The sequence below is a fragment of the Thauera sedimentorum genome, assembly GCF_014489115.1.
Classification (GTDB): Bacteria; Pseudomonadota; Gammaproteobacteria; order Burkholderiales; family Rhodocyclaceae; genus Pseudothauera; species Pseudothauera sedimentorum.
In genome coordinates this window covers 2,000,643-2,015,690 of the sequence record NZ_JACTAH010000001.1, presented here as the reverse complement: position 1 = coordinate 2,015,690, position 15,048 = coordinate 2,000,643, and the positions used below count along the sequence as shown (strand labels likewise).

The following is a 15,048-nucleotide window of genomic DNA, read 5'->3' as shown; positions in this document are numbered from 1 at the left end:
AAAGACCATGGGTGCCAAGGATTTCATCGGCAGTCTGTTCCTCAAGGAACTGCTCAAGGGCATGCAGCTCACCGGGCGGCATCTGTTCGCCCGCAAGATCACCATTCAATTCCCTGAGGAGAAGACGCCTCAGAGCAACCGCTTCCGCGGCCTGCACGCCTTGCGCCGCTACCCGAACGGGGAAGAGCGCTGCATCGCCTGCAAGCTGTGCGAGGCCATCTGCCCGGCGATGGCGATCACCATCGAGTCCGAGCAGCGTGACGACGGTTCGCGCCGTACCACGCGCTACGACATCGACCTGACCAAGTGCATCTTCTGCGGCTTCTGCGAGGAAGCCTGTCCGGTGGATGCGATCGTCGAGACGCGGGTGTTCGAGTACCACGGCGAGCAGCGCGGCGATCTCTACTACACCAAGCAGATGCTGCTGGCGGTGGGCGACAGGCATGAAGCCCAGATCGCCGCCGACCGCGAGCAGGATGCCAAGTACCGCTAAGGGGAGGGCGCCCGCCTGAGTGCGTGCGCGAAAACAGAGCATGGATTTCAAGACCTTCGTCTTCTACTTTCTCGGCGCGATCCTGGTGTTCGCCGCGCTGCGCGTGATCACTGCGCGCAACCCGGTGCACGCGGCGCTCCACCTGGTGCTGGCCTTCTTCACCGCGGGCGGCATCTGGCTGCTGCTGCAGGCCGAGTTCCTCGCCATCGTGCTTGTCATGGTGTACGTCGGCGCGGTGATGGTGCTGTTCCTCTTCGTGGTGATGATGCTCGACATCAACCTCGACCGGCTGCGCCAGGGCTTCTGGAGCTACCTGCCGGTGGGCGCGCTGATCGGCGTGCTGCTGGTGGTGGAAATGGCCATCGTGCTGGGCGGACGCTACTTCGGCCTGGACGCCATGCCCAACCCGCCGGCCGCCGCCGAGGGCTACAGCAACACCCGCGAACTGGGCATGGTGCTCTACACCGAGTACGTCTATCCCTTCGAACTCGCCTCGCTGGTGCTGCTGGTGGCGATGATCGCCGCGGTCACGCTGACCCTGCGCAAGCGCAAGGGCCTCAAGTACATCAATCCGGACGAGCAGGTCTCGGTGAAGCGCGAAGGCCGGGTCGAACTGGTGAAGATGCCGGCGGAGAAGGAATAAGAACATGCTTTCGCTTTCCCATTACCTCATCCTCGGCGCGATCCTGTTCGCCATCGGCGTGGTCGGCATCTTCCTCAACCGCAAGAACCTGATCGTGCTGTTGATGGCCATCGAGCTGATGCTGCTCGCGGTGAACATGAACTTCGTGGCCTTCTCGCACTACCTCGGCGATCTCGCGGGACAGGTGTTCGTTTTCTTCATCCTTACCGTCGCCGCGGCCGAATCGGCCATCGGCCTGGCGATCCTGGTGGTGCTGTTCCGCAATCTGCGCACCATCCACGTGGATGATCTGGACAGCCTCAAGGGTTAAGGACGCGGCGCAATGACCGACATGCAAATGCTCTATCTCCTGGTGCCCCTGGCACCGCTGGCCGGCGCCATCCTCGCCGGCCTGTTCGGCAAGGCCATCGGCCGCACCGGCGCGCACATCGTCACCATCCTCGGGGTGGCGGTGGCGCTCGGCGCCTCGGTGCTGATCTACCAGGACGTCGCGGCCGGCAACACCTTCAACGGCACGATCTACACCTGGATGCAGGCCGGCGGCATCACCTTCGAGGTCGGCTTCCTGATCGACTCGCTGACCGTGATGATGATGCTGGTCGTCACCTTCGTGTCGCTGATGGTGCACCTCTACACCATCGGCTACATGCACGACGACCCGGGTTACCAGCGCTTCTTCAGCTACATCTCGCTGTTCACCTTCTCCATGCTGATGCTGGTGATGTCGAACAACTTTCTCCAGCTGTTCTTCGGCTGGGAGGCGGTGGGCCTGGTGTCCTACCTGCTGATCGGCTTCTGGTACAAGCGCCCGACCGCGATCTACGCCAACCTCAAGGCCTTCCTGGTCAACCGCGTGGGCGACTTCGGCTTCCTGCTCGGCATCGGCCTGATCGCCGCCTACACCGGCAGCCTGAACTACGCCGAAGTGTTCGCGATGGCCGACAGCCTGGCTTCGCAGGACATGGCCGTGACCGGCTGGCCGCTGATCACCGCGATCTGCATCTGTCTGTTCATCGGCGCGATGGGCAAGTCCGCCCAGGTGCCGCTGCATGTGTGGCTGCCCGACTCGATGGAAGGCCCGACCCCGATCTCCGCGCTGATCCACGCGGCGACCATGGTGACCGCGGGCATCTTCATGGTGGCGCGCATGTCGCCGCTCTTCGAACTGTCCGACGCGGCGCTGTCCTTCGTGCTGGTGATCGGCGCGACCACCGCGCTGTTCATGGGCTTCCTCGGCATCGTGCAGAACGACATCAAGCGCGTGGTGGCCTACTCGACGCTGTCCCAGCTCGGCTACATGACCGTGGCGCTGGGCGTGTCGGCCTACTCGGCGGCGGTGTTCCACCTGATGACGCACGCCTTCTTCAAGGCCCTGCTGTTCCTCGGCGCCGGCTCGGTGATCATCGGCATGCACCACGATCAGGACATGCGCAACATGGGCGGCCTGTGGAAGTACATGCCGGTGACCTGGTTCACCTCGCTGCTCGGTTCCCTGGCGCTGATCGGCTTCCCGTTCTTCGCCGGCTTCTACTCCAAGGATTCCATCATCGAGGCGGTGCACGCGGCCAACATCCCGGGTGCGGGCTATGCGCTGTTCTGCGTGCTGGCGGGCGTTTTCATCACCGCCTTCTACTCCTTCCGCATGTACTTCCTGGTGTTCCACGGTGAGGAGCGCTTCGGCAAGAACCACCACGATCACCATGGCGACCACGACGACGAGGAACCGTCCGAGGACCACCACCACGGCCTCGCGCCGGGGCAGAAGCCGCACGAGTCGCCCTGGGTGGTTACCGTGCCGCTGGTCCTGCTGGCCATCCCCTCGGTGCTGATCGGCTTCTTCACCATCGAGCCGATGCTGTTCGGCGAGTGGTTCAAGGATGTGATCTTCGTCGGCGACAACCACGTCGGCCTGTCCGAGCTGGCGGCCAGCTTCCACGGCCCGGTGGGCATGGCCATCCACGGCCTGCAGACCGCACCGTTCTGGCTGGCGATGGGTGGCGTGGCCACGGCCTGGTTCTTCTACATGAAGCGCCCGGACATCCCGGCCGCCATCCAGCGCACCTTCCGTCCGCTGCACACCCTGCTGGAGAACAAGTACTACTTCGACCGCTTCAACGAGGTGTTCTTCGCCGCCGGCTCGCGCCTGCTGGGCCGCGGCCTGTGGAAGGGTGGCGACCAGGCGCTGATCGACGGCGCCGCGGTCAATGGCACCGCCAAGCTGGTGGGCTGGGTGGCGCAGGCCAGCCGCCTGTTCCAGACCGGCCATATCTACCAGTACGCCTTCGCGATGATCATCGGCGTATTCGTGCTGCTCACCTTCTGGTTCAACCGCGGCTGAGCGCGGGACCGACGGATCTTGAATAACGACAAAGGCGCCACCGCGGCGACGCACTGAACGGAAAGTAACGATGACGGGTATGCCTCTCCTCAGCCTCGCGATCTGGATTCCGATCCTCGGAGGTTTGCTGGTGCTCGCCACCGGCTCGGATCGCAACGCGCCGCTGGCGCGCGCCCTGGCCCTGCTGACTGCAGTGGCCGGGTTCGCGGTGACCATCCCGCTCTACACCGGCTTCGACACCACGACTGCTGCGATGCAGTTTGTCGAGATCTCGCCGTGGATCCGCCCGTTCAACATCAACTACCACCTGGGTGTCGATGGCATCTCGGTGCTGTTCGTGCTGCTCAACGCCTTCATCACCATCATCGTGGTGGTCGCCGGCTGGGAGGTGATCCGCGAGAAGGTCGCGCAGTACATGGCCGCCTTCCTGATCATGTCCGGCCTGATGAACGGCATCTTCTCCGCGCTCGACGGCGTGCTGTTCTACGTGTTCTTCGAAGCCTCGCTGATCCCGCTCTACCTGGTGATCGGCATCTGGGGCGGCGCCAACCGGGTGTATGCGGCGATCAAGTTCTTCCTCTACACCCTGGCGGGTTCCCTGCTGATGCTGGTCGCGCTGCTCTACCTGTTCATGCAGGCCGGCGGCAGCTTCGCGATCCTCGACTGGCACCAGCTGCCGATCCCGATGGGCGCGCAGACCCTGATCTTCTTCGCCTTCCTGGTCGCCTTCGCGGTCAAGGTGCCGATGTGGCCGGTGCATACCTGGCTGCCGGACGCCCACGTCGAGGCACCCACCGGCGGTTCGGTGGTGCTGGCGGCGATCGCCCTGAAGCTGGGTGCCTACGGTTTCCTGCGCTTCTCGCTGCCCATCGTGCCGGACGCAGCCAATGAGTACGCCTCGCTGATCATCGCGCTGTCGCTGGTGGCGGTGGTGTACATCGGCTTCGTCGCCCTGGTGCAGACCGACATGAAGAAGCTGGTGGCCTATTCGTCGATCGCCCACATGGGTTTCGTCACCCTGGGCTTCTTCATGTTCAACCAGCTGGGCATCGAAGGCGCGCTGGTTCAGATGATCTCCCACGGTTTCGTGTCGGGCGCCATGTTCCTGTGCATCGGCGTGCTCTACGACCGCATGCACTCGCGCAACATCGCCGACTACGGCGGCGTGGTGAACAAGATGCCCAAGTTCGCCGCCTTCTTCATGCTGTTCGCCATGGCCAACGCCGGCCTGCCGGGCACCAGCGGCTTCGTCGGCGAGTTCATGGTCGTGCTCGGCGCGGTGGACTTCAACTTCTGGGTGGCCTTCCTGGCCGCCACCACCCTGATCCTCGGCGCCGCCTACACGCTGTGGATGTACAAGCGGGTGATGTTCGGCGACGTCGCCAACGACCATGTCGCCGAGCTCGAAGACCTCAATGCGCGGGAGTTCGCCTTCCTCGCGGTCCTTGCCATCTGCGTGCTGGCGATGGGCCTCTATCCCTTCCCGTTCACCGAGGTGATGCATGCCTCGGTCGATGAACTCCTGCGGCACGTTGCCGTGAGCAAGCTCTGAGCGAGCAGGCGAATACCTAATACGGACCGGTCAGAAGATGAATTTCGTAGTCCCCGACTTCTACCCCGCAGCGGCCGAGATCTTCGTCGCCGTCATGGCCCTCGTGATCATGCTTGCAGGCGCCTTCGCCCGCAGCGTGCGCTGGCTTGCCTATGCGATGAGCCAGGCCACCTTGCTCGGCGCGGCCTTCATTACCATCTTCACGATGACCGGCGAGGTGAACTACACCTTCAGCGGCATGTTCGTCAGCGACCTGTTCGGCGACTTCCTCAAGCTGCTGGTGTATTTCTCGGTGGCCATCGCGCTGCTCTACAGCCGCGGCTACCTGGCCGACCGCAAGATGGACCGCCCGGAGTACTACCTGCTGGCGGTGCTGATGACCCTGGGCATGATGGTGATGATTACCGCCAACCACATGCTCACGCTGTACATAGGCCTGGAGATGATGTCGCTGGCGCTCTACGCGATGGTCGCCTTCGACCGCGACTCGGCGCGTTCAACCGAGGCGGCGATGAAGTACTTCGTGCTTGGCGCGCTGGCCTCCGGCCTGCTGCTCTACGGCATGTCGATGGTGTACGGCGCGACCGGCTCGCTGGACTTCGGCAGCGTGCATGAAGCGCTCTACTACCAGTCGGCCAACCGTACCGTGCTGCTGTTCGGCCTGGTCTTCCTGGTCGCCGGCATCGCCTTCAAGCTGGGCGTGGTGCCGTTCCACATGTGGGTGCCCGACGTCTATCAGGGCGCGCCCACTGCCGTCACCCTGCTGATCGCCACCGCGCCCAAGCTGGCCGCCTTCGCGATGGCCATGCGCCTGCTGGTGTTCGGCCTGTTCGAGCTGGTGGAGCAGTGGCAGGCGATGCTGATGTTCCTCGCCGTGCTGTCGATCATCCTCGGCAACCTGGCGGCGATCGCGCAGACCAACATCAAGCGCATGCTGGCCTACTCGGGCATCTCGCACATGGGCTTCATGCTGCTGGGTCTGCTCGCCGGCGTGGTCGACGGCGACCGCCACTACGCCTTCGGCGCCTACAGCTCGGCGATGTTCTACGCGGTGTCCTACGTGATCATGAGCCTGGCCTCCTTCGGCATGGTGCTGCTGCTGTCGCGCGCCGGCTTCGAGGCGGAGAACATCGAGGACTTCAAGGGTCTCAACAAGCGCAGCCCGTGGTTCGCGGCGATGATGATGATCATCATGTTCTCGATGGCCGGCATCCCGTTCTTCATCGGCTTCTTCGCCAAGCTCGCGGTGCTGCAGTCGGTGGTTGCCGCCGGCTACATCTGGCTTGCGGTGCTGGCGGTGCTCATGTCGGTGATCGGCGCCTTCTACTACCTGCGCGTGGTCAAGGTGATGTACTTCGACGAGCCGGTCGATACCGCGCCCATCCACGCCCCGGCCGACGTGCGCGTGCTGCTGTCGGTGAATGGCCTGTCGATCGCCGCGCTCGGCCTGATGCCGCAGGGGCTGATGTACCTGTGCGGCATCGCCCTGCTGGCCTCGCTGGTCTGAGCGGCCGCCGCCGGGACGAGGCGTTTCCATGAGCCAGGACGCAGGCATCTACATTCTTCTCGCACTGGCCTTCGTGGCCGCCAACCTGCCGTTCCTGTTCGAACGCATCCTCTTCGTCCTGCGTCCGGCGGGCGGCAGCAAGGGCTTCGCCTGGCGCCTGCTCGAACTGCTGCTGCTGTATGTGGCGGTCGGGTTGCTGGCCCAGGTGCTCGAGACGCGCGGTCACGGCGGCGCCTATCCGCAGAACTGGGAGTTCTACGCCACCACGCTGAGCCTCTTCGTGGTGTTCGCCTTCCCCGGTTTCGTCTATCGCTATCTCTGGCACGGCGCCAAGCGCCGTGACGCCGCGGCGCAGGCATGAGCGACCGCGGGCAACGCGACCCGCTGGAGGAGGTCGAACTGACCTCCGAAATGGTGTTCGACGGCTGCCTGCTCAAGGTGCGCCGCGACACGGTGGGTCTGCCGGACGGCAAGGAGGGCGTACGCGAGTACGTCCGCCACCCCGGTGCGGTGGCCATCGTCGCGGTGCTGCCCGACGGCGGGCTGATCTTCGAGCGCCAGTACCGCTACCCGCTGCGCCGGGCCTTCGTCGAGGTGCCTGCAGGCAAGATCGACCCGGGCGAGGACATCCTCGCCTGCGCGATCCGCGAACTGCGTGAGGAGGCCGGCTACGAGGCCGCCGACTGGCGGCACCTGGGCGTGATGCACCCGTGCATCGGCTACGCCGACGAGCGGATCGAACTCTTCCTGGCCCGCGAGCTGCGGCATGTGGGCAATGCGCTCGACGAGGGCGAGTTCCTCGAACTCCTGACGCTCTCACCGGATGAGGCCGAAGCCGCGGTGCACGACGGCCGCATCACCGACGGCAAGACCATCGCCGCGCTGTTCCGCGCGCTGCCCCTGCTGCGCGGCTGAGCCGCGCACTCCTGCGCCCGGGCGCTGATACACTCGGCAGATGCGGGCGGCGGCATCCGCCCCCCGGCAACAAGGACGGAGACCCCCATGCCAATGTTTGTCGACAACTCGCCCCCGGGCCAGTGCATCTTCTGTCGCCTGATCGCGGGCGAGATCCCCTCCGCGCGCGTCTATGAGGACGAGCTCACCGTCGCCTTCATGGACATCGGCCAGTGCAATCCTGGGCACGTGCTGGTCGCGGTCAAGCGTCATGCCGCGACCCTGTTCGATCTCACCGACGAGGAGGCCGCCGCGGCGATGCGCAGCGCACGACGGGTTGCGCTGGCAGTACGCGAGGCCTTCGACCCGCGCGGGCTCACCCTGCTGCAGGCCAATGGCCGCGAGGGCGACCAGACGGTGTTCCACTTCCACATGCACGTCGTGCCGCGGCACGGCGACGACGGCATCGCGCTGTCGTGGCCGCGCAAGGATCCCGCCTTCGAGGTGCTGCAGGGCTACGCCGAGCGCATCCGCGCGGCGCTCGCCTAGGTCGCGCCTTGGCCGGTGATGCTCAGGCGGTGGCGTCGAGCCGGCACGCCTGTCCGCTGTGCGGCGGCGGCGCGGTGCGCGCGCTGGCGTCGGTGGGGGGTCAGGATTACCTGCGCTGCGAGATCTGCGCGGTCAGCTACCTCGATCCCGCGCAGCGCCTGGCGCTGGCCGCCGAGCGCGCCTTCTACGACACCCACCGCAATGCGACCGACGATCCCGGCTACCGGCGTTTTCTCGCGCGTCTTGCGGACCCGCTGATGGCGCGCCTGCCCGCGGGCAGCGAGGGCCTGGACTACGGCTGCGGCCCGGCGCCGGCGCTTGCCGCGCTGCTGGAGGAGGGCGGCCACCGCGTCGCCTGCTACGACCCTTACTACCGTCCGCAGGCCGAGCTGCTGGAGCGGCGCTACGACTTCGTTACCTGCACCGAGGTCGCCGAGCATTTCCACGATCCGGCCACCGAGTTCGCGCGTCTGGCCGGCCTCTTGCGCCCCGGCGGCTGGCTCGCGGTGATGACCTGCTTCCAGACCGACGACGCGCGCTTCGCCAACTGGCACTACCGGCGCGACCCGACGCACGTGGTGTTCTATCGCGAAGCCAGCTTCGCCTGGCTGGCCGCGCATCTGGGCTTCACGCTGGACGTGCCGGCGAAGGACGTGGCGCTGCTGCGCCGGCCGATGTGAGCGTGTTGATCGCGGGCAAGCCCGCTCCTACAGCGATCTCCCATGCGAAAAGGGCCGCGTGCATGGCGCACGCGGCCCTTCATCCCTTCAGCGACCGGCGACTATCAGCCGCAGGTGCCCACCGCGCCGCAGGCCGTGCAGAAATCGCAGCCGTCCTTGCGGATCACCGTGTGGTTGCCGCACTCGGAGCACAGCGCGCCCTGCATCAGCTGGGGCTCGCTGTCGTCGCGCGGCGACTCCAGGATGCCCATCTCGCGGGTCGGGTAGCCCTTCTCGTCGAGCACGCCGAGCATCGCATAGCGGTGGATCATCAGCTGGGCGATGTAGGCCACGGTGCTGGGGTAGTTCTGCTGGCGCCTGGTGCCCGGGATGAAGGCCATGAAGTCGCCCAGCGGCTCCGGGTAGTCGAGCAGCTTGCGCAGCTTCATGCCGATCCACGCCGGGTCCATGACGCGCATATCGAGCGACAGGATGCGCGTGAGGCCGTCGAGCGCGCGCGGGTAGTTGCCGGAGAGCCACACCGAGTACGGGCGGGTGACGCCGTCGGGCAGGGTGATCTCCTTCAGGCCGAGGACGAAGTCTTCGCCGGTGGCCGGGTTGTAGATGTCCACCGTCCAGGACAGCGTGCCGTCGGTGCCGGTCTTGGGCTCTTCCAGGCTGAACAGGGTCTCCAGCACCGGGCTGGCTTCCTCGGTGTCGAAGCTGCCGAGCTGCTCGCAGCGGTAGCGCACCACCTGGGCGAAGGCCGACACCGCGCCGGGCATCAGCTTCTTCTCGCCGTGCGGCGGGAAGGGCATCTCGAAGGATTTCTCGCCCACGGTGCGGGCCAGGGTGTCGAGCTTGAGCTTGAGCCAGCCGCGGTCGTTGGCGCGCATGTCCATCGACAGGGTCTTGGCCACCGCGCCCAGGCCGCGCGGCTGGTCGGCGCCGTTCACCCACACTTCGAAGGGGAAGGTGCCGCCGTTGGTGCCGAATTGGCCGACGAAGAGGGCGAAGTCGCCGCTCGGCGTGGCGAGCATGTAGGTCCATGCCATGTTGCCGTCCGGCATCTCCGGGCGGCCCGGCCAGCGCAGGCTGGAGAGCACCGGGGCGGGCAGGCTCTTGATGGAGAGGCGCTTGTTGGCGTCGGCGATCTCCACGTCGTGCGGCTGTTTCTGCTCGGCGGTCGGGGTGACCGAGAGCACAGAGCCCAGCACCGAGTTGGGCCGGTAGGTGGCCAGGCCCTTCAGGCCGGCCTTCCAGGCGGTGAGGTAGAGGTCCTCGAACTCGGCGTAGGGGTAGTCCTCGGGCACGTTCACCGTCTTGGAGATGGAGGTGTCCACATAGGGGGCGACCACCGCCACCATGTCCTTGTGCGCCTGCGCGGAGATCTCCAGCGCGGTGACGAAGTAGGGCGGCAGCTTCTCGACGTTGCCGCCGGTGTGGCGGTACAAGCGCCAGGCGTAGTCCTCGACCGCGTACTCCTTGAAGGTGCCGTCGGCCATGCGCTTGCGCCGGGTGTAGGTGTAGGAGAAGGGCGGTTCGATGCCGTTGGAGGCGTTGTCGGCGAAGGCCAGAGAAATCGTGCCGGTGGGCGCGATCGACAGCAGGTGGGAGTTGCGGATGCCGTGCTTGCGGATCTTGTCCTTCACGTCGGCCGGCAGGCGCGAGGCGAAGTTGCCGCCGGACAGGTACATGTCGGCGTTGAACAGCGGGAAGGCGCCGCGCTCGCGGGCCAGTTCGACCGAGGCCAGGTAGGCGCGGTTGCGCATGTACTCGGAGATCTTGCGCGCTTCCTCACGCGCTTCCGGGGTGTCGTAGCGCTTGGCCAGCATGATCAGGGTGTCGCCCAGGCCGGTGAAGCCGAGGCCCACGCGGCGCTTGGAGGCCGCTTCCTTGGACTGCTGCTCGAGCGGCCAGTGGGTGACGTCGAGCACGTTGTCGAGCATGCGGATCGAGGTGTCGACCACCTTGCCGAAGGCCGGGTAGTCGAACTCGGCCTGCTCGGAGAACGGGTTCTTGACGAACAGGGTGAGGTTGATCGAGCCCAGGCAGCAGCAGCCATAGGGCGGCAGCGGCTGTTCGGCGCACGGGTTGGTGGCCTCGATGGTCTCGCAGTAGTACAGGTTGTTGTCCGCGTTCATGCGGTCGAGGAACAGGATGCCCGGCTCGGCGTGGTCGTAGGTCGAGCGCATGACCTGGTCCCACAGCTCGCGCGCGCGCACCTTGCGGTACACCCACAGGCCGTCGTCGCGCTGGTAGGCGCCGGCTTCCTTCAGTTCCTCGGCCGGTTCGGCCTTGTGCAGCAGCTCGACGTCGCCGTCGGCCTCCACCGCCTGCATGAAGATGTCGGTGACGCCCACCGAGATGTTGAAGTTGGTGAGGTCGCCGTGGTCCTTGGCGTGGATGAATTCCTCGATGTCCGGGTGGTCGCAGCGCAGCACGCCCATCTGCGCGCCGCGGCGCGCGCCGGCCGATTCCACCGTCTCGCAGGAGCGGTCGAACACCCGCATGTAGGACACCGGGCCGGAGGCATTCGAATGCGTGCCCTTGACCAGCGCACCCTTCGGGCGGATGGAGGAAAAGTCGTAACCCACGCCGCCACCGCGGCGCATGGTCTCGGCGGCCTGCGCCAGCGCGGTGTAGATGCCCGGGCGGCCGTCGACCGCCTCGGTGACCGAGTCGCCCACCGGCTGGACGAAGCAGTTGATCAGCGTGGCCTGCAGGTTGGTGCCGGCGGCGCTGTTGATGCGCCCGGCGGGCACGAAGCCTTTTTCCTGGGCGTCGAGGAACTTGGCCTCCCAGTAGGCGCGCTTGTCCTCGGTCTCGACCGCGGCCAGTGCGCGCGCCACGCGGCGGCGCACCTCGGTGATCGTCGTCTCCTCGCCCTTGGCGTATTTTTCGACCAGCACTTCGCCGGAAATCTCTTGCGGAGCGAGCGTAGAGGCATCGGCCTTGCCGCCCGCCCGGGTGTGGGTGGTAGCGCTCATGTGGTTGTGTCCGTTGTGATGGGTGGTGGAATGGCCTGAAGCATAGCGCCAAATGTTCCGATGTGCAAAAAAATAAAAAACAGCAAAAACAAAGACTTAACAAAACACTTCGTGTGTCAAGGTCTTATTTACTACTACATCTAGTAGCTTTGTTTCGGCTGTTTTGCAGTGCAAAAACCCTTGTGAACACTGGCGAAAATGCCGGAAACATCGGCGGAAAGGCATACGCCGGGCCTATAATCTGAGGCGCGCAAGTCGCCGGAACACTCCGGCGAAAGCGTCCGCCGAGCCGTTCGCCGGGACATCCGCCAGCATGCCGGGCGGGAGGCCGGGCCGTAACAGGAGGTAGTCCAGTGAGCCAGCACGACCCCGTTCGCGTGGCGGAGGAGATCTGCCTGCGACATCGCCGGGACCGCACCCGGCTGCTGCAGGTACTGATCGACGCACAGGACCGCGTTGGCTGGTTGCCGCCGCCCCTGCTCACCGCCATCGCCGCGCAGCTCGACCTGCCGCGCGCCCGCGTGGAAGGCGTGGCGGGTTTCTACAGCTTCCTGCACACCCGCCCGATGGGACGCTACCGGGTGCTGTTCTCCGACAACATTACCGACCGCATGCTCGGCGCCCCGGCCTTGATGGAGGCGCTGTGCGGCAAGCTGTGGGTGGAACCGGGCAAGCTCTCGGAAGACGGCCTGGTCAGCGTGGCCACTACCTCCTGTACCGGCATGTGCGACCAGGGGCCGGCCTTGCTGGTCAATGGCCGGCCGCTCACCCGTTTGGACCACGCGCGGGTCAATCAGATCGCCGAACTGATCCGTCGCAAGCGGCCGCTCGACGCCTGGCCGGCGGAACTCTTCCACGTGAACGACAACATCCGCCGGCGCGACGCACTGCTCGGACCCAGCCAGCAGCCGGGCGAGGCGCTGGCCGCGGCCATCGCCCGCGGCCGTGAGGGCTGGCTGGAGCAGATGCGCCTGTCCAACCTGCGCGGGCGGGGCGGCGCGGGTTTCACCACCGCGGTGAAGTGGATGGCCTGCCGCGATGCGGCCGGTGCCGACAAGGTGGTGGTGTGCAATGCCGACGAGGGCGAACCGGGCACCTTCAAGGACCGCGTGCTGCTGGCCTCCTTCGCCGATCCGGTGTTCGAGGGCATGACCCTGGCGGCCTGGGCGGTCGGCGCGCGGCAGGGCTTGCTCTACCTGCGCGGCGAGTACCGCTACCTGCTCGACGGCCTGCGCGAGACGCTGGCGCGCCGCCGCACCGCCGGGCTGCTGGGGCAGGGCATCCTGGGCGAGGCCGGCTTCGACTTCGATATCGACATCCACCTGGGTGCCGGCGCCTATGTGTGCGGCGAGGAAACCGCGCTGCTCGAATCCCTGGAAGGCAGGCGCGGCACCCCGCGCATCCGCCCGCCCTTCCCGGTGACCCACGGCTACCTGGGGCGGCCGACCGTGGTGAACAACGTCGAGACCCTGGCCAAGACCACCTTGATCGCGCTGCACGGCGGCGCGGCCTTCGCCGCCACCGGCACCGCGCAATCGACCGGCACCAAGCTGCTGTCGATCTCCGGCGACTGCGCCTATCCCGGCATCTACGAGTACCCCTTCGGCGTGTCGGTGGAGCGCGTGCTGGAAGACTGCGGCGCCTCCGACGTGCAGGCGGTGCAGGTGGGCGGCGCCTCCGGGGTGACCCTGGCGGGCTACGAGTTCCACCGCCGCATCGCCTTCGAGGACGTACCCACTGCCGGCGCCTTCATGGTGTTCGACTCCAGCCGCGACATGTTCGCGGTGGCGCGCAACTTCGTGCATTTCTTCGCCCACGAGAGCTGCGGCTTCTGCACCCCGTGCCGGGTCGGCACCTCGCTGCTGGAGGGCTACATGGACAAGCTCGCCGCCGGCCACGGTGCCAAGATGGATCTGGCCGACATCGAATGGATAGACCGCCTGCTGAAGAACGCCAGCCACTGCGGCCTGGGTTCCAGCGCGCCGAACCCGGTGCTCGACACCCTGCTGAAGTTCCGTCCGGCCTACGAGCGGCGCTTGAAGAACCTGGACTTCGAGCCGGCCTTCGACCTCGACGCCGCGCTCGCCCCGGCGCGTCAGGCCACCGGGCGCGACGACCCCGGCGCCCACCTCGACACCGCGCAGGAGACCTCCCGATGAGCGGCACCTTCCTGTTCGACGGCCAGCCGGTGCCCTTCACCGACGGCCAGACCATCCTGCAGGCCGCGCGCGCGGCCGGGCACTACATTCCGCACCTGTGCTGGCACCCGGACTTCCCGCCGCACGGCTCGTGCAAGCTGTGCATCGTCAAGGTGGCCGGGCGGCACGTGTCCTCCTGTGCCATGCCGGCCAAGGAAGGCATGGAGGTGGAGAGCAACACCCCGGAGATCAACGGCGAGCGCCGCGCGCTGCTGCAGATGCTGTTCGTCGAGGGCAATCACTTCTGTCCCTCCTGCGAGAAGAGCGGCAACTGTCAGCTGCAGGCCCTGGCCTACGACCTGGAGATGCTCACCCCGCGCTTCAACCACTTCTTCCCCGACCGCCCGGTGGATGCCTCCCACCCCGAGGTGCTGCTCGACTTCAACCGCTGCATCTTCTGCGAGCTGTGCGTGCGCGCCTCGCGCGATGTCGACCACAAGAATGTGTTCGCGCTCACCGAGCGCGGCATCCACAAGCACCTGGTGGTGAATGCCGAATCCGGCCGCCTGGGCGATACCGACTTCGCTGCCAACGACCTGGCCGCCAGCATCTGCCCGGTGGGCGTGATCCTCAGGAAGCGGGTCGGCTTCGCCCAGCCCATCGGCGCGCGCAAGTACGACGCGCAGCCCATCCACGTAGTCGCCATGCAGGAGGACAAGTGATGGATGCCGCCGAGTCCGATGCCCGCCGCCCGCGGCTGCGCATCGCCACCACTTCGCTGGCCGGCTGCTTCGGCTGCCACATGTCGCTGCTCGACATCGACGAGCACCTCTTCGAGCTGGCCCAGCTGGTGGACTTCGACCGCTCGCCGCTCACCGACGTGAAGCACTGCGGCCCCTGCGACATCGGCCTGATCGAGGGCGGGGTGTGCAATGCGGAGAACGTCCATGTGCTGCGCGAATTCCGTCGCAACTGCAAGATCCTGGTGGCGGTGGGGGCCTGCGCGGTCAATGGCGGCCTGCCGGCGCAGCGCAACCACCTGGAGCTGGGCGCCTGCCTGCAGCAGGTCTACCAGTTCCGCGAGGGGCTGGCCGCGCCGCAGATCCCGGACGACCCGGAACTGCCGCTGCTGCTCGACAAGGTGCGCCCCATCCACGAGGTGGTGCGGGTGGATTACTTCGTGCCCGGCTGCCCGCCCCCGGGCGAGGCGCTGTGGAAGTTCCTCACCGACCTGATCGCCGGGCGCACCCCGCGCCTGCCTTACGACCTGATGCATTACGACTGA

At 66.5% G+C, this 15,048-nt stretch carries 14 protein-coding genes; 13 read left to right on the top strand and 1 reads right to left on the bottom strand.

What is annotated here, in order from left to right; all coding sequences use genetic code 11:
• The first annotated feature begins 7 nt into the window (after positions 1 to 7).
• From nuoI to IAI53_RS09165, 10 genes are all read left to right on the top strand, one after another.
• Positions 8 to 493: an NADH-quinone oxidoreductase subunit NuoI gene (gene nuoI / locus IAI53_RS09210; protein WP_187717796.1), complete on the top strand. Its 486-nt coding sequence runs from the start codon at positions 8 to 10 to the stop codon at positions 491 to 493.
• Between the two features lie 40 nt (positions 494 to 533).
• Entirely contained in the window at positions 534 to 1,136 is a 603-nt protein-coding gene (locus IAI53_RS09205; RefSeq protein WP_187717795.1) for an NADH-quinone oxidoreductase subunit J, read from the top strand.
• A gap of 4 nt (positions 1,137 to 1,140) precedes the next feature.
• Positions 1,141 to 1,446 (top strand): NADH-quinone oxidoreductase subunit NuoK, encoded by a 306-nt coding sequence (gene nuoK / locus IAI53_RS09200; protein WP_187717794.1) that lies wholly within the window; start codon positions 1,141 to 1,143, stop codon positions 1,444 to 1,446.
• A 12-nt stretch (positions 1,447 to 1,458) separates the two neighbouring features.
• Entirely contained in the window at positions 1,459 to 3,474 is a 2,016-nt protein-coding gene (nuoL, locus tag IAI53_RS09195) for an NADH-quinone oxidoreductase subunit L (RefSeq protein ID WP_187717793.1), read from the top strand.
• A gap of 70 nt (positions 3,475 to 3,544) precedes the next feature.
• Positions 3,545 to 5,026, top strand: coding sequence for an NADH-quinone oxidoreductase subunit M (locus IAI53_RS09190; RefSeq protein WP_187717792.1), 1,482 nt, complete (start codon positions 3,545 to 3,547; stop codon positions 5,024 to 5,026).
• A 37-nt stretch (positions 5,027 to 5,063) separates the two neighbouring features.
• Positions 5,064 to 6,533: an NADH-quinone oxidoreductase subunit NuoN gene (gene nuoN / locus IAI53_RS09185; protein WP_187717791.1), complete on the top strand. Its 1,470-nt coding sequence runs from the start codon at positions 5,064 to 5,066 to the stop codon at positions 6,531 to 6,533.
• 28 nt (positions 6,534 to 6,561) lie between these two features.
• The gene (locus IAI53_RS09180; RefSeq protein ID WP_187717790.1) at positions 6,562 to 6,894 is read left to right on the top strand and encodes a DUF2818 family protein; all 333 of its coding nucleotides are present in this window, start codon (positions 6,562 to 6,564) and stop codon (positions 6,892 to 6,894) included.
• Entirely contained in the window at positions 6,891 to 7,448 is a 558-nt protein-coding gene (locus tag IAI53_RS09175) for an NUDIX domain-containing protein (RefSeq protein WP_187717789.1), read from the top strand. Before IAI53_RS09180 ends, IAI53_RS09175 begins: the two co-directional genes overlap by 4 nt.
• 87 nt (positions 7,449 to 7,535) lie before the next feature.
• Entirely contained in the window at positions 7,536 to 7,976 is a 441-nt protein-coding gene (locus tag IAI53_RS09170; protein WP_187717788.1) for an HIT family protein, read from the top strand.
• Positions 7,977 to 7,984: 8 nt separating this feature from the next.
• Entirely contained in the window at positions 7,985 to 8,656 is a 672-nt protein-coding gene (locus IAI53_RS09165; protein WP_225433201.1) for a class I SAM-dependent methyltransferase, read from the top strand.
• A gap of 104 nt (positions 8,657 to 8,760) precedes the next feature.
• Here the strand turns inward: IAI53_RS09165 and IAI53_RS09160 are convergent, their stop codons facing one another.
• Entirely contained in the window at positions 8,761 to 11,625 is a 2,865-nt protein-coding gene (locus tag IAI53_RS09160) for an adenosylcobalamin-dependent ribonucleoside-diphosphate reductase (protein ID WP_187717787.1), read from the bottom strand.
• Positions 11,626 to 11,978: 353 nt separating this feature from the next.
• Here IAI53_RS09160 and IAI53_RS09155 point away from each other — a divergent pair, with 353 nt between their 5' ends.
• The 3 genes from IAI53_RS09155 to IAI53_RS09145 are packed head-to-tail and all read left to right on the top strand — an operon-like array spanning position 11,979 to position 15,048.
• Positions 11,979 to 13,784, top strand: coding sequence for an NAD(P)H-dependent oxidoreductase subunit E (locus IAI53_RS09155; RefSeq protein WP_187717786.1), 1,806 nt, complete (start codon positions 11,979 to 11,981; stop codon positions 13,782 to 13,784).
• Positions 13,781 to 14,485 (top strand): 2Fe-2S iron-sulfur cluster-binding protein, encoded by a 705-nt coding sequence (locus IAI53_RS09150; protein WP_187717785.1) that lies wholly within the window; start codon positions 13,781 to 13,783, stop codon positions 14,483 to 14,485. Before IAI53_RS09155 ends, IAI53_RS09150 begins: the two co-directional genes overlap by 4 nt.
• On the top strand, positions 14,485 to 15,048 hold the full coding sequence (locus IAI53_RS09145; RefSeq protein ID WP_187717784.1) for an NADH-quinone oxidoreductase subunit B family protein: 564 nt from the start codon (positions 14,485 to 14,487) through the stop codon (positions 15,046 to 15,048). Before IAI53_RS09150 ends, IAI53_RS09145 begins: the two co-directional genes overlap by 1 nt.